General features: G+C 66.4%; 15 protein-coding genes and 1 pseudogene. 7 read left to right on the plus strand and 9 right to left on the minus strand.

Translation table 11 applies throughout. The annotated features are described in order from the left end of the window. The 5 genes and pseudogenes from acnA to B4M62_RS12435 all read left to right on the plus strand — a co-directional run. Positions 1 to 555: pseudogene (acnA, locus tag B4M62_RS12415) on the plus strand (aconitate hydratase); the annotation flags it as partial. Further along, positions 548 to 1120, plus strand: a complete 573-nt coding sequence (locus tag B4M62_RS12420) for a TetR/AcrR family transcriptional regulator (protein ID WP_290713375.1) — start codon at positions 548 to 550, stop codon at positions 1118 to 1120. The pseudogene acnA and the gene B4M62_RS12420, both read left to right, overlap by 8 nt. Before the next feature lie 111 nt (positions 1121 to 1231). Continuing rightward, a complete protein-coding gene (locus B4M62_RS12425; RefSeq protein WP_290713378.1) occupies positions 1232 to 2788 on the plus strand; it encodes an HD domain-containing phosphohydrolase in 1557 nt (518 codons plus the stop codon). 71 nt (positions 2789 to 2859) lie between these two features. Continuing rightward, positions 2860 to 3264 (plus strand): nuclear transport factor 2 family protein, encoded by a 405-nt coding sequence (locus B4M62_RS12430; RefSeq protein WP_290713381.1) that lies wholly within the window; start codon positions 2860 to 2862, stop codon positions 3262 to 3264. Continuing rightward, entirely contained in the window at positions 3261 to 3635 is a 375-nt protein-coding gene (locus B4M62_RS12435) for a DsrE family protein (RefSeq protein ID WP_290713384.1), read from the plus strand. Before B4M62_RS12430 ends, B4M62_RS12435 begins: the two co-directional genes overlap by 4 nt. A 10-nt stretch (positions 3636 to 3645) precedes the next feature. Here the strand turns inward: B4M62_RS12435 and B4M62_RS12440 are convergent, their stop codons facing one another. Continuing rightward, entirely contained in the window at positions 3646 to 5274 is a 1629-nt protein-coding gene (locus B4M62_RS12440) for an ABC-F family ATP-binding cassette domain-containing protein (protein WP_290713387.1), read from the minus strand. Between the two features lie 72 nt (positions 5275 to 5346). Between B4M62_RS12440 and B4M62_RS12445 the strand changes: the two genes are divergently transcribed. Together B4M62_RS12445 and trxA are read left to right on the plus strand one after the other, a co-directional pair. Beyond that, positions 5347 to 6504 carry a lycopene cyclase family protein gene (locus B4M62_RS12445; RefSeq protein WP_290713389.1) on the plus strand — a complete coding sequence of 386 codons (1158 nt, stop codon included), beginning with the start codon at positions 5347 to 5349 and terminating at the stop codon, positions 6502 to 6504. Positions 6505 to 6511: 7 nt separating this feature from the next. Continuing rightward, on the plus strand, positions 6512 to 6880 hold the full coding sequence (gene trxA / locus B4M62_RS12450) for a thioredoxin (RefSeq protein WP_290713392.1): 369 nt from the start codon (positions 6512 to 6514) through the stop codon (positions 6878 to 6880). 8 nt (positions 6881 to 6888) lie between these two features. On the opposite strand, the gene B4M62_RS12455 is transcribed toward trxA, so the two are convergent. The 8 genes from B4M62_RS12455 to B4M62_RS12490 all read right to left on the minus strand — a co-directional run. Continuing rightward, complete coding sequence (locus B4M62_RS12455; protein WP_290713414.1) at positions 6889 to 7491, minus strand: hypothetical protein; 603 nt, start codon at positions 7489 to 7491, stop codon at positions 6889 to 6891. A gap of 89 nt (positions 7492 to 7580) precedes the next feature. Continuing rightward, entirely contained in the window at positions 7581 to 8288 is a 708-nt protein-coding gene (locus tag B4M62_RS12460; protein ID WP_414651839.1) for a GntR family transcriptional regulator, read from the minus strand. 103 nt (positions 8289 to 8391) lie between these two features. Then, positions 8392 to 9321: an oxygenase MpaB family protein gene (locus B4M62_RS12465; RefSeq protein WP_290713397.1), complete on the minus strand. Its 930-nt coding sequence runs from the start codon at positions 9319 to 9321 to the stop codon at positions 8392 to 8394. Between the two features lie 34 nt (positions 9322 to 9355). Beyond that, entirely contained in the window at positions 9356 to 10036 is a 681-nt protein-coding gene (locus B4M62_RS12470; RefSeq protein ID WP_290713400.1) for a hypothetical protein, read from the minus strand. Further along, positions 10026 to 11255, minus strand: a complete 1230-nt coding sequence (locus B4M62_RS12475; protein ID WP_290713402.1) for an MlaD family protein — start codon at positions 11253 to 11255, stop codon at positions 10026 to 10028. The genes B4M62_RS12470 and B4M62_RS12475 overlap by 11 nt, the downstream gene beginning before the upstream one ends. Beyond that, positions 11252 to 12337: an MCE family protein gene (locus B4M62_RS12480; protein WP_290713405.1), complete on the minus strand. Its 1086-nt coding sequence runs from the start codon at positions 12335 to 12337 to the stop codon at positions 11252 to 11254. The genes B4M62_RS12475 and B4M62_RS12480 overlap by 4 nt, the downstream gene beginning before the upstream one ends. Then, a complete protein-coding gene (locus tag B4M62_RS12485; RefSeq protein ID WP_290713408.1) occupies positions 12334 to 13485 on the minus strand; it encodes an MCE family protein in 1152 nt (383 codons plus the stop codon). Before B4M62_RS12485 ends, B4M62_RS12480 begins: the two co-directional genes overlap by 4 nt. Then, positions 13485 to 14337, minus strand: an 853-nt coding sequence (locus B4M62_RS12490; RefSeq protein WP_290713411.1) for an MlaD family protein, incomplete at its 5' end; no start/stop codon positions are given. The genes B4M62_RS12485 and B4M62_RS12490, both read right to left, overlap by 1 nt.

The following is a 14337-nucleotide window of genomic DNA, read 5'->3' on the forward strand; positions in this document are numbered from 1 at the left end:
ATGATCCGCGGCACCTTCGCCAATATCCGCCTGCAGAACCAGCTGCTCGACGGCGTGTCCGGCGGGTACACCCGTGACTTCACCCAGGACGGCGGCCCGCAGTCGTTCATCTACGATGCGTCGGTGAACTACCAGAAGGCCGGCATTCCCCTGGTCGTGCTCGGCGGCAAGGAGTACGGCTCGGGCAGTTCACGCGACTGGGCGGCCAAGGGAACCGTGCTGCTGGGTGTGAAGGCGGTCATCACCGAGTCCTTCGAGCGCATCCACCGCAGCAACCTGATCGGGATGGGCGTCGTTCCGCTCCAGTTCCCGGCCGGCGAGTCCGCGAAGTCGCTCGGCCTGACCGGTACCGAGGTCTTCGACATCGAGGGCATCGAGAAGCTCAACGAGGGAGTCACCCCACCGACCATGCACGTCACGGCGACAAAGGAGGACGGCGACACCATCGAGTTCGACGCCGTCGTCCGGATCGACACCCCCGGAGAGGCCGACTACTACCGCAACGGCGGCATCCTCCAGTACGTTCTGCGCAACATGCTGAAGGCTGATGCCTAAGGTCTCCGACGACCACCTGGCCGCGCGTCGTCGAGAGATCCTCGACGGCGCGCGGCGGTGTTTCGCGGAGTACGGGTACGACGGCGCCACGGTCAAACGACTCGAAGAGGCGACCGGGCTGTCCCGGGGTGCAATCTTCCACCACTTCCGGGACAAAGAAGCGCTCTTCCTGGCACTCGCCGACGACGATGCCCACCGGATGGCCGACGTCGCCGCCGACCAGGGTCTGGTGCAGGTGATGCGCGACATGCTCGCCCGGCCACAGGACTTTGACTGGCTCGGGACACGACTGGAGATCGCCCGCAAGATCCGGACCGACACGGCGTTCCGCGACGAGTGGCAGGCCCGCTCGGCCGAGTTGGACTCGGCCACCCTGTCGCGCCTTGAGAGTCAGCGCACCGCCGGCCGGCTGCGCAGCGATTTGCCCACCGAAGTGCTCGTCACCTATCTGGACCTCGTGATGGACGGCCTGATCAACCGGCTGGCCACCGGAGAGTCCACCGCCAACCTCGAGGCGGTCCTCGACCTCGTCGAAGCGTCGGTGCGCTCCGATACCCACTCCTGACCAATTCGGCGGTGGTGCCCGGGGAATGGGCTCGCGACCTGGTCCCTATCTGCGCGACCTGCTGGGGTTGGTGCCACGGTTTCACCGCCGCCTTCGGCGTAACCTTGAACGGTGGCAGCGCAGGCTCCGATGCCGCGGTTGGCCGAACTGATCGCGTCGTTGTCGATTGCCACCGACCTCGGCCTCGGGTTGCCGCAGGAACACGTCCTTCGCCAGACCCTCATTGCGCTGCGCCTCGGCGCACTGGCCGGGTTGAGTTCCGAACAACAAGACGCGGTGTTCTACGTTTCACTGCTGGCGTGGGTGGGCTGCATCGCGGACTCACATGAGTTGTCGCGCTCCTTTGGGGACGACCGGCGGATCCGATCCGACAGTTACCTCGTCGACAAGGCCGGCCTGGAGATGATGCGATTCATGTTCGCGCAGGTGGTGCGCGGCCGCCCGCCGCTCGAAGGCGTGGCCATGGTCGGGCGTGTCCTCGCCAGTGGATTCGCCGACGCGACCAACTCGTTCATCACCCACTGCCAGACGACGGGCGACATCGCCGATCGGCTCCATCTCCCGCCCCGCGTTCGCGACTGCCTGACCCAGGTCTTCGAGCGGTGGGACGGGCACGGTGTTCCCGGCCACCGTGCCGGCCCGCGGATCGACATCGTCGTCCGCGTGGTGCAGATCGCCGACGACGCGGAGGTCCTGCACCGGCAGGGCGGACTCGGTGCTGCCGTCGAGATGCTCCAATCGCGCCGGGGGACCGAGTTCGACCCCGAGTTGGTCGACGCGTTGATTGCCCGCGCCGGCGAGATATTCGGGAGCCTCGAGATCGCCGACCCCGCCGGCGCGGTGGCGGAGATCTCCCACCAAATCGAAAGCCCACTCACCCCTGCCGAATTCGACGATGCCCTCGAGGTCTTCGGCGACTACGCCGATCTCAAGTCCCCCTGGTTCAGCGGGCATTCGTACGCAACCGCGCAACTCGCTGCCACTGCGGCCGCGCACGCCGGGCTCGATCGACATGACTGCCGCCTGGTCCGCAATGCCGCACTTGTGGCCCACCTCGGGCGAACCGGCGTCTCGACCGGAATATGGAACAAGACCGGCCCGCTTACCGCCGCGGAAATCGAACGGATCAGGACGGTGCCCTACCTCACCGAGAGCATTCTGCGCCGGCAACCCCGACTGGCCGAACTCGGCGCCCTCGCCGGCACCGTTCACGAACGCATCGATGGTTCCGGCTACCCCCGCGGACTTGCCGCAAACAGCTTGTCGACGTGCGCACGCGTGCTGGCCGTGGCCGACTGGTACCAGACCATCGCCGAGGCCCGTCCCCACCGCGATCCGGTACCCAAGTCCGAGCGGGCGACACTACTGCGCCAACTCGTCACCGAAGGCAAGTTCGACGGCGTCGCCGGACGCGCCGTTCTCGCCGCGGCCGGGCATCGGGTGCCGAGGCGCACCACTTTGGTCGCCGGCCTGACCGATCGTGAGGCCCAGATCCTGGACCTCCTGGTTCGCGGGGCGTCCAACCGCCAGATCGCTGAGCAGCTGACGATCACCCGGCGCACGGTCGGCAGTCACGTCGAGCACATCTACGCCAAGATCGGCGTGAGCACCCGTGGTGCCGCCGCCATGTTCGCCATGCGCCACGGTCTCGTCGACCCCACCGACTGAGGACCGACAGTCAACGAAGATCGGGCGAACACCCGATGATCGGGGTCGGCGACCGCCGTAGAACTGTTGGTATGACCATTTCAGAACCACTCTCGCTCCCGGCAACAAGCATCGCGCCCGTGTATGAGCACTTCCTCGCCGCCATCGTCAACCGCGATTTCGTGGGCCTCGGCGCCACCCTGCGCGACGACGTTCGCCTGCGCGCCCTGGTGCCGCCCGGCCCCTTCGCACTAGCCGGGCCCCCCGCCGTCGTCGCCCAGTTCGAGCAATGGTTCGGCGGTGGGCGCTCCTTCGAGGTACTGAGTCACTCCGCCGGCGTCGTCGGCACCCGCGTGCACGCCCGGTGGACCGTCCGTCGTACCCCCGATGCGCCCGACGCCAGCCCCCTCACCGCCGAGCAGCACGCCTTCCTGACCGCTGACGACAGAGTGCGGTCGATCGATCTGCTGTGCTCAGGATGGCAGGACGCACGATGAGTACCGCACTGGCCAAAGCCGCGGTGAGCCTGACCACCGGTCTGGAAGACCCGGAGAAGGTCACCGTCGCCATGCTCGTCGCCGTCGGCGCCGCCGAACAGGGCCGATCTACGATGATCTTCCTGACCAAAGAGGCGGTGCGCCTCTCCGTCGCGGGGACGGCACTGGGCACCGCATGCGCGGGCTGCCCCCCGCTCCCAGAGCTGTATACGCGCTACGCACAGGCCGGGGGCCGGTTCCTGATTTGCCCGATCTGCTTTGCCGCCAAGGGGTTGGATTCCGCCACCACGATCGATACGGCCGACCTCGGTGGCACGGTGGCGCTCTGGGAATGGATCGGCACCGACCCGGTGGTGACTTTCAGTTACTGATGGCGACGGACTACGCCAGCTCGATGAGTTCTTGGTACTCGTCGGACCAGTGGTCCTCGGTGCCGTCGGGCAGCAGGATGACCCGCTGCGGGTCAAGTGCGGCGGCGGCACCGGGATCGTGGGTGACCAGGACGACGGCGCCGGCGTAGCTGCGGAGGGCGTCGAGCACCTGTTCGCGCGAGATCGGGTCGAGGTTGTTCGTCGGCTCGTCCAACAGCAGGACATTGGCCGCCGACGACACCAGCCCGGCAAGGCTCAATCGGGTCTTCTCACCACCGGACAGCGTCCCGGCCGGCTGGTCGAGCTGGGCCCCACTGAACATGAAGGCACCGAGCAGGCCGCGCAGATCCTGCTCCCCCGCGTCGGGCGCGGCGTGCCGGATGTTCTCCCACACCGATGCGTCGTCGTCGAGGGTGTCGTGCTCCTGTGCGAAATAGCCGAGCTTCAGCCCGTATCCGGGCTCTAGGGCGCCGGCGTCGGCCTTCTCCGTCCCGGCGAGAAGCCGCAACAGGGTGGTCTTGCCGGCACCGTTGAGACCGAGCACGACGACCCGACTGCCTTTGTCGATCGCGAGGTCGACGCCGGTGAAAATCTCCAGCGAACCGTAGGTCTTGGTCAGACCCGAGGCCATCAGCGGCGTCTTACCGCAGGATGCCGGCTCGGGGAAGCGGATCGTCGCGGTGCGGTCGGCAACCCGCTCGTCATCCAGCTCGTTCAGCATGCGATCGGCCCGCTTGAGCATATTCTGCGCCGCCGTCGCCTTCGTCGCCTTGGCGCCGAGCTTCGCCGCCTGGGTACGCAAGGCGGAAGCCTTCTTCTCGGCGTTGGCGCGCTCGCGACGACGGCGGGCCTCATCGGTCGCCCGCGCGTCGAGGTACTTCTGCCACCCCATGTTGTAGACGTCGGCCTCCCCGCGCACGGCGTCGAGGAACCACACCTTGTTGACGACGTCGGCAAGCAGGTCCACGTCGTGACTGATGACGATCAACCCACCGTCATGGTTCTGCAGGAAGGAGCGCAACCAGGTGATGGAGTCGGCGTCCAGATGGTTGGTCGGCTCGTCGAGAAGCAGCGTCGTCGTCGACTTGCCCCCATCGTCGGATGCCGCAAAGAGGATCCGTGCGAGCTCGATTCGGCGGCGCTGGCCACCCGATAACGTCGAAAGCTGTTGGGCGAGGACCCGATCCGGGAGACCCAGGTTGTGGCAGATGCGTGCCGCATCCGATTCGGCGACGTAGCCGCCCAACGACGAAAACCGCTCCTCAAGCCGGCCATAGTTCCGCACCGCCTTGTCCCGGGCCTTCTCGTCGACGAGTTCGGCCATCAGGAGTTGCTGCTTCTCCATGTCGCGCACCAGCGTGTCCAGCCCCCGGGCCGACAACACGCGGTCTTTGGCGAGGACGCTCAGATCGCCTTCCTTCGGGTCCTGCGGCAGATAACCGACATCGCCGTTGCGGACGACGCTGCCCGCATACGGTTCGGTTTCCCCCGCGAGAATCCGCAACGACGTGGTCTTCCCCGCCCCGTTGCGACCGACCAGCCCGATACGGTCACCCGGGCCGATCCGCAACGCGGCGCCGGGCGCCGACAGCAGGGTCCGGGCGCCCGCGCGGACTTCGAGGTCGGTGGCGGTGATCATGTCCCCCGAGTCTACGGCCCCCGGAGCGCGGCCTGAAATCGTTTCCGCCTGGTACGCAGTAGTCTCAAGCGCATGGCGAGCTGCTCCTCCGGCGACTCTCCCGATCTTGTCGTGGTCGGGGCCGGCCCCGCCGGCCGGGCTCTCGCCCACCGTGCGGCCCGGTCCGGCCTCACGGTCACGCTCGTCGACCCCAATCCGCATCAGCGCTGGTCGCAGACTTTCGGAGCCTTCGCCGACGAGTTGCCCGAATGGCTTTCGCCCGTGTGTGTGGCTGCGCGCAGCGAGACGGTGGTGGTCTACACGCCGCGTCGCCGAGTGCTGCACCGGCCCTACGTCGTCCTCGACAACACGGCACTGCGGGACTCGCTGTCGCTTCACGGGGTGAGGATCGTCACCGGCTGCGCGGCGCACATCCGCCCCGACGAGGTGGTCCTCGACACCGGTGACGTCGTCCCCGGTCGAGTCGTCGTCGACGCCACCGGCCGGGCACCCGGCGTTGCCGCGCGCGCGCTGCCCCGGCAACGCGCCTACGGCGTCGTCGGCATTGTTGGCGCCGACGCCGAAACGGTGCTCATGGATTGGCGCCGCCCGTCGCCCGATACCCCCGATCCGCCGACGTTCAGCTACCGTGTGCCACTCGGCAGCGGGAGGTTCCTCGTCGAAGAGACCTTCCTGGCCGGCACGCCGCCGCCGATCGCGGAGTTGGCACGACGATGGGCGCTGCGCGGGACCCCGCACGGCTGGACCGGCGCCGCGACGGTCGATTCCGTCGAAGTGGTGGACTTCGCGCTGACTTCCGGTGCCCCCCGGCCCTGGCTCGACGATGGTCACCCGCTGCGATTCGGTGCGGCGGGCGGTCTCATGCACCAGGCCACCGGGTACAGCGTCGCCGCGTCGCTGCGGTGTGCCGACATCGTTGTCAACGCGATTGTTTGCGGCGACGACCCACGCGTCGCACTGTGGCCGTGGCGTGCGCGAATGGTCTATGCGATGCGCGAGCGGGGGCTGCGTGTCCTGACCGGCCTGGGGTGCACGGACACCGAACAATTCTTCGCCGCCTTCTTCAGCACCGGCGATGCCGGACAGCGGGCCTACCTCGGCTCGCGCCACAATCTTGCGGGAGTGCTGCGCGCGATGGCTGCGACTTTCGCCGCGACCGACTGGGCCGGGCGCCGACGCATCCTTGCCAGGGCGATCGGGATGGAACAGATCCGGCGCACCCGACGTTAAACCGGACATGGCAACCACAAATCTCACCGCAGCCGCCTTCGACCAGACGATCGCCGACAACGACATCGTGCTCATCGACTTCTGGGCCTCCTGGTGCGGCCCCTGTCGACAGTTCGCCCCGATCTACGAACGGGTGTCCGAGAAGCACCACGACATCGTCTTCGCCAAAGTCGACACTGAGGCCGAGCAGCAGCTCGCCGCCGCAGCAGACATCCGCTCAATCCCCACGGTGATGGCGTTCAAGAAGGGCTACATGGTGTTCAACCAGCCCGGTTCCCTGCCTCCCGAGGCGCTTGACGAGCTAATCGGCCGGCTCAAAGAATTGGACGTCGACAAGGCGCTCGCCGAGAGCCAGACCGCTGGCGGCGAGGGTTAGGCGCCAGTTCAAGCGCGATTGTCGATCCCCGGCTCGACGATCGCAATGACGTCCACCTCGGCGTCGGGCTTTGGATCCATCGCAGCAGCCAGCTGCGCATCGACATCGATAACCCGTGCTGCCCGGACCTCAGGTTTGTCGATCTCCTCGGCGACCTGCCGGGCGATCACGCGCCGGACCTCGTCGTCGACCTGAGCAAGATTGCGCACGATTTCGGCCCGCATGTTGCGCGACGCGACGTCGACGTGGACGTCAGCCGGCTTCGGCGGCTGAACATCGAAGTGAATCTCCAACGGTGCGACCGCATGGACCGTCAACGGCAGGGTGACGAGGCCGGCGACGTCGTAGCGCAGTCGATCCACCTTCAGATCGATCTCGATCTTGATCCGCAGCGGAATCTGCACGGTAAACCGGATCAGGTCCTCCACCGATCGCTCGATGATCGGCTCGTCGATGCTGACATGCGCGAGCACCTTGACCATCCCGCCCGGGCCGCTTGGGATGGGGCCGACATCAAAACTCTCGCCGGCGATCGACGCGAAGGCCTCGCCCACGCGCGGCTCCGTCACCGCGATTTCGAAGAAGCGTCGGCCAAATTCCTCGTAGGTCATAAATTCGGGCACCGGCTCAGTCTGCCATTGCCCGTCATTCGTGGCATGCCGACCCGGCAGCTAGGGGCCTGCCGACACCAGATCCATCCTCAGCCGCTGGCGCTGCGCTGGTCCGATTCGGCGACGCCGTCATCCCAGAACCCGCGCAATTCGAGCTCCCGGACGAGACGCTCGCGCGCATCGATGAATCGACTGTGGATCTCGGCGGTGATCGCCTCGGCATCACCCCGCCTGAAGTGACTGATCAGACGGCGGTGACTTTCGACGGCCTGGGTGCCCCAGTCCCGGTCGCCGACGTAGAAGCTGTATGGGGTGTACTTGGTCGCCGCGACCAGGAACCAGGCGAGCTTCCAGCTGTCCGCGGCAACGTGGATCCGCCGTTGAAACTGGTACTCACGGTCCAGAACCATCTGGTCGTCGCCGGCTTCCACCGCACGCGCGAGGTCGTCGACGATAGCGGTCAGGTCGGCGAGGTGGTCGTCGATATCCGGGTTGGACGCAGCGTGGACGGCCAGGCGAGCCGATAGCTGCGCTTGCATCCAGAAGATGTCCACGATGTCGCCGCGCTTGAGTTCGCCGACGATGAATCCGCGGTGCGGCGACGACCGCACCAGCCCCTCCCCCCGAAGCGTCACCAGCGCTTCCCGGACGGGGGTAACGCTGCACCCGAGCTCGGCCGCGACGTCATCGAGGCGGATGAATGCACCCGGGCGGACCTGCCCGGTAAGGATTCGGCTGCGCAGGTCGGCGGCCACTTCATCGGTGAGCTGCATTCGCCGCATATTCGCTCTCGTCACGGATATATCCCTTCATCGCCCACCACCATCTCAAGTATGACCAGCGCTACTCCCGGCCGGCGTGACACACCCCTCGAGTGTCACCGCCGGCGCGGGAGCGCGCTCAAATCACGTCCCGGTCGTGTTTCATGCGCCACTGCAGGTCCTTCATGAGGATCCGCGTCCCCCCGAACCGGATGAACTTGGGCAGGAACTTGTTGACGATCGACACGAATGTGAAGAGGTGCTGGAACCGGCGCCGATCGTCCTCGGTCCATTCCAGGCCCAACTGGCGGTGGAACAGCGGCGGCAGGAACCCGATCGTCAAGAACCGCAGGAGGTTTACGAACGGCAGCCGGATCAGCGGATTGATCATTTTCAGGTCGACGAGGTCGTTCATGAATTCACATGTCGTGTCGTCGATGACGACACGTTGGCAGGCGACATTCCAATAGTGGTCGAAGTCCTTGCGGGTGGCCGGCCACATGTCGTCGGGGACCTGCAGGGTGGTCCCGAGCGTCTTTGCCGACTGATAAAACTCCTCGGCGTCCTCCTCGCTCATCACACCGTGCAGGAGTTGATGCGAGTCCTCCACGCCGATGAACAGGCAGGCCGCCACCCACAGCTGCAGCTCGCGGTTGAACGCGTTGTATTTGACGGGGCTACGCTCGTCCGACTTCACGTGCCGGTGCGCAGAGTTGACCGCCTCGCGGAAGGCCTCCTTCTCCTCGTCGGTCCCCAAGACCGCGACCGCGAGATATTGCGACGTCGTCCGTGCCCGCTTCCACGGATGCTTCATCAGCGCACCGGACTCGACTTTGCTCTCCATTACGCCGTAGCCGACCTCCGGCCAGCCGAGTTGCATGACGACGTTGGCCGCGGCACCGGCCATCGACCAGAAGTCGATGGCCTCGGAAATCTGGGCCGGTTTACGCAGACTGGTGATCCGCCGCCTTCGCGTGGTGATGGCGATGCGCGTATCGCTGGTGCGCAACTCAGGTGTGGTCTCGTCCAGGTCGGGCGTGTACTTCAGCGCATGGTTGGTTGTTGACATTGTCCTACTCCTCCTGCTTCAATCCTCCGCCTGATCACACGGTTTGCACATCGTCGACGAGCCATCGCCCATCGGCGCGGACCAGTTTGACCACCATGCGATAGGGCTGACTTTTTCCATCCGGCGCGACGACGTTGCGGGCCTTCTGGTTGACAAACAGGATCACTGTCGCCTTCCCGTCGCTCAGCGACTCGACCGCGGAGTTGGTCACCGTCGCAGTGGCCACCCCTTTCCCGTTGGCGACGATCTCGGTGAGTGCCTTGACCATCTCGTCGTACTTCTTCCCGAAGTCCTCGGTGGACATCGCGGCAATCACCTCCCGGTTCTTGTTCAGATCCCGGTAGTCGAAGCTCGACAGCTTCACCGCATAGTCATTGGCGATCCGGACCACCTCGCCCCGCGTGGCGGCGGTGTCGACGGTCTCGCCGCCAGCAAAGTAGTGGTATCCGAAGAAGCCTGTTGCACCGATGAGCACGGCCGCGGCCGCGGCCAGAACCAGTGCCCCGAGGCGCGGCAGTCGCCGAATCTGTTGTTCCGCGGTGCCGGCCGGACGCCGGCCCGGAGCGGGTTTGCGGCGCGCAGCCGCCGGTGCGCGCCCGGCCGGGCTCCTCCGCTTCACTTCAACCTTCGTCTCCGGCGCCACGTCAGCCGCCCCATCGGAGTCGACCGCGTCAGCATCAATCGCCGGATCCGCATCGATTGTCTCAGTTGCCATTTCGGGTCCTTTCGAGAAGTTGTTCCCACATCTGAAGGAGTTCGGCGCCATTGGGGACCAGGACGGGGTCGGTGACCGCCCCCGGCCCCGACGGCGCCCCGGATGATTTCCAGTTCTGTGTTCCCAAAGCGTTCGGACGGGGCGCGTTGACTGCGCCACGCTGGCCGTAGCCGTCGCCGGGCGGGCAGTAGCGAGCCAGATTCGGCTGCGCCGGGGACACGTCGCCGACCGTCCGCCGGGGCTGGTCGCAGAAGAGGCAGACCGGACCTTGCGTGCCGATGAGCGCGAAGTCGGCGCGATCGCCCTTGACGATCGAACGAAGATCAATCAACCCCTGCGGAATTGTCTTGAGGCCGGTGGCCAGCGATGCGCTCCGGTCACTGATGATCGGTTCCACCGAGACCAGGTTGGCCAGCACGGCGCCGAACGTGCCCCGGTACTTATCGAACAGTTGCTGTGCATGATCCAGGGCACGGGGTGACTGGTCGAGAAGGTAGACGAAGACCGGCTGGTTGGCATCGAGTTGATCGGTGAACGAGGCAGCGGCACGCATACCGGACTCGAATGTCGCGGTAGTGGCACCCATTGCGGCAAGCACGTCGAGCCACTCCGACAACAGTCCGCGCAGCATGGGCGCGTTGCGCGCCACCACCTTGGCCAGCGCTGAACCGTTGGCGACCAGCCGGGCCATCGACTCACCGTCCGCCCCGAACGCCAGATACATCTCCTTGCTGATTGTCGCCACCGAGCCGCCGTGGAAGGTTTCGAGCATCTTTGCCGCCTGTGCGATGATCGCGTCCATCTGCATCGGCTGCTTGTCGGCCGGCGCGGCGATCGAATCACCATCCCGCAAATAGGGTCCGTCGGCAGTGCTCGGAATGATGTCGACGCTCTGGATGCCTGCCATCGATGCCATCGTGACCTGTAAGAACGCATCACGCGGGATTCGGGTGCCGCCACGCAGGACGAGGTCGACCCGGGCTCCGTCGCCGCCGGGACGCAACGACGACGACTGCACCGTTCCGACGTCGACCCCGCGCAATGTCACGCCGGTGCCCGCGGTCAGCCCGAACGCGTCGGCCATCTGCGCGTGCAGGCGAAGCTTCGAGCCGAAGCCCTCCGGCCCGGCGATGAAATTGATGCCAAGGGGAATGACGATCGCCGAGACCACCAGAAAGATGACGAACTGCAGAGTGCCGGTGGGGAACCTGTCTTTCATCGCGGTCCTCCCCGCTGGGCCCGATGGGTCCGATCGCGCAGGAGTCCACCGGTAAGAATGTCGCCGAGCTCGCCGGGGGTTGGTAGCGGCTGACCCGACCCGAGCAGGCCCCCGGTGATGATCTTGTCGATCCCCCCGGGGATGTCCAGCGCGCCGTCGAAGACGAGGTAGTCACCACGAATCGCCCGGGAGAAGTTCGTCATGAACGAATTCATGTTTGCCAGCGTTTGGCCAACACCGTTGTTGAACGCCGCCAGTGAATCAACCAGTTTCGCCGCGTCAGGCACCAGGTTGTCCAGCTGTGCCTGCCGGCCCGCGGTGATGGCGTCGAGGTTCTTCGCCAGGGTGGTCGTCTGTGTCATCAGTGCGGCGATCCGATCGCGCTGCCCGGCCAGGACCGACACCGCGCGCGGAGTCTCGTTCAAGAACCCTTCGATCTGGGTCTGCTGCGCCATCATCAGGTCGGTCGCCTGTGTCGCAGCCCGCATCGCCCGATTGAACTCGGCAGTATGACGCGAGGTGCGTGTCAGCAACCGGTTGAGGGTGTCGATCAGTTCCCCGACTTTGTCCGACCGGTTGGCGAAGGCCGCATTCAGGCTGGTCATCACCGACTGAAGCTGGCGCATCCCGCTGCCGGTCAAGATGTTGCCCAAGGCGGCCAGGGTCCCCTCGACCTGCGGCCCGACCGAGGTTCGATCCGCCGTGATCCGTCCCCCGTCACTGAGACGCCCGCGCGGTTCGGCCGGGGCCTGCAGCCGGATGAACGGCGTACCCAATGCCGACGGAATCTCCACCGCAGCGCTCACGTTCGCCGGCACGTCGGTGCCCTTGCGGAGCGACAACGTCAGTTCCGGGCGCCCATCGGCCAGGGCCACGGCGGTGACCCGCCCAACAACCTGCTGACCGTCGATGACATCGGCACCGTCGACCACCCCGTCGGCGGTCACCAGTTCGGCCGTCACGTCGAAGGTGTTGCGGATTCCTCCGACCGGGACGTCCTGAAGACCCACGCCGCATCCGGTAGCGGCCAGTGCGAGGGCCACCACGCCGACCGTCACCGCGCCCCGCGCCCCCGCGCTCATCGTGGGCCCTGCTTCGGCGGCAGCTGCCCACCGGTGATTGCCGACACGATGCCCAAGGGGTCGGAACTCGAGATGGGGAAGCCAATCGGATTCGTGAGCCCGGCACCGATGCAGATCGGCATCGGGAAGCGGTCGCAAAGCGGCTTGAGAGTCTTGAACTGGGTGAGCGTCGTCGACACGTTCAACCTGATCCGGCCCCGACGGTCCGGGCCGATGGTGCTCGACAGGTTCTGCATCATCAGCGGGGCCAGATCCATGAACTCGGCAAAGCCGGCCCGGTTGGCGACTAGCACACGCCCGAGTTCGTCCAGGTTCGCCGCGACGGTGCCCACATCGTTGCCGTGCGCGACCACGAAGCTGTTGATCTGGTCGAAGACTGTGCGCAGGTTCTTGATGGGCGTGGCCACGTCCTGGTCGGCGCCCTGCCACTGCGCCGACAGATCGCCCATCGATCGGACGAGGCCGTCGAGGGACACTTGCTTGGCCCGGAAGGTCGACATCAGCTGGTCCAGGCTGGTGATCAACCCCCCGATGTCGTCGGCGCGCGCTCCGAACACGCCGCTCGCTGCCGACATCTCGGTAAGCGCCTGGTTGAACTCGGTGCCCCGGCCCTGCCACGCCAGGGCGGTCCGATTGAGCAGACTGCCGACATCGGTCGAGCCGGGGGCGTCACTCGGTCCGAGAATCCGGGTGAGGGTACCGAGGCTGGCCACCAGCTGGTCGAAGCTGATCGGCGCCCTCGTACGTTCGCGTGGGATGGTGCTGCCGGCGGCCAGCTTGGCTCCGCCGGTATAGGCGGGCGCCAGGTCGAGATGCCGCTCGCTGATGATCGACGGGTTGAGGACGTACGCGCCGACGCTGGCAGGCAGGTCGATGCCGTCCGCAAGGCTGAACACCACGTGCACGTGGTCGCCGCGCGGGTCGAGCTCCTCGACCCGGCCAACCGGGACACCCAGAATCGTGACCTTGGAACCCTGGTAGAGGCCGTTCACGAATGCGAAGTCGGCGCCCACCGTTTGGGTTTGCGGATTGCGCAGGAAGACGTGCCAACCACCGTATGCCAGCGCGGCCACCAGGACCAGCGCGGTGACGATCTTGCCCCCGTAGCGCTTACGCACCCGTACTTCACGGACTTGACGGAAAGTCATCAGCTACACCCCTGCATCGTTCCGAGCACACACAACAGTCCGTCGGGAATGACCGCCGACGGCGAGACCACATCAGCCCAATTGCCGTTTCCGGTGGCGTCGGTGATCGTCCGCATGGCTGGCGGAAGCGTCGTGAGAATCGAGTCGATCGTGGCCGCGTTGCTCTTGAGCGTGCCGGTGACCGCCGTGATGTTCGCCGTCAACTCGCCCATCGGAATCTGCGGAAAGGTCTGCGCCATCTTCGCCAGCACCAGCCGCAGGTTGTCGGCCAGCCGGGTGAGGACGTACCGGCGCACGACGAGGGTCTGCACGATCGCCTGAGTGTTGGCCATTGCGGTGGCGATCGAGTCCGATTGACCGGCGCTCACCTGCGCCAAGCGCCGGGCGATTCCGAGTAGCTGGTCGAGTTGGGCACCCGTTCCGGAGATGGCAACGGCCGCGCCCCCGGCACCGGCCAGCGCGGCCGAGAGCTTCTGCGAGTCGGGCACCAACGACTCCATCGTCGTCAGCATCGTCCGGACGACAGTCGGGTTCACCTCCGTCGAGGAGCGCAGCGCCGCAGCCGACACGTCGTCGAGCGTGTACGAGGAATCAGTACGGACCAGCGGAATCGTGCGGTCGCCGGTGCTGTGCCCACCGGGAATCACCTCGAAGTACCGCTTGCCGAGCACCGTGCGCAGGCGCACCGTCGCCCTGGTCTGGTCACCGAGGGGCTGGCGGCGGTCGAGTCGAAAGTCGACGCGCACCCGGTCCCCCGCGAGACGGACCGCTTCGATCCGGCCGGCCGGCACTCCCGCGATGAGCACCGGGTCGGAGGTGGTCAATCCGGCAGCGTTTCCCAGCTCTGCGGTA

The sequence above is a fragment of the Gordonia sp. UBA5067 genome (genome assembly GCF_002414845.1).
GTDB lineage: Bacteria > Actinomycetota > Actinomycetes > Mycobacteriales > Mycobacteriaceae > Gordonia > Gordonia defluvii.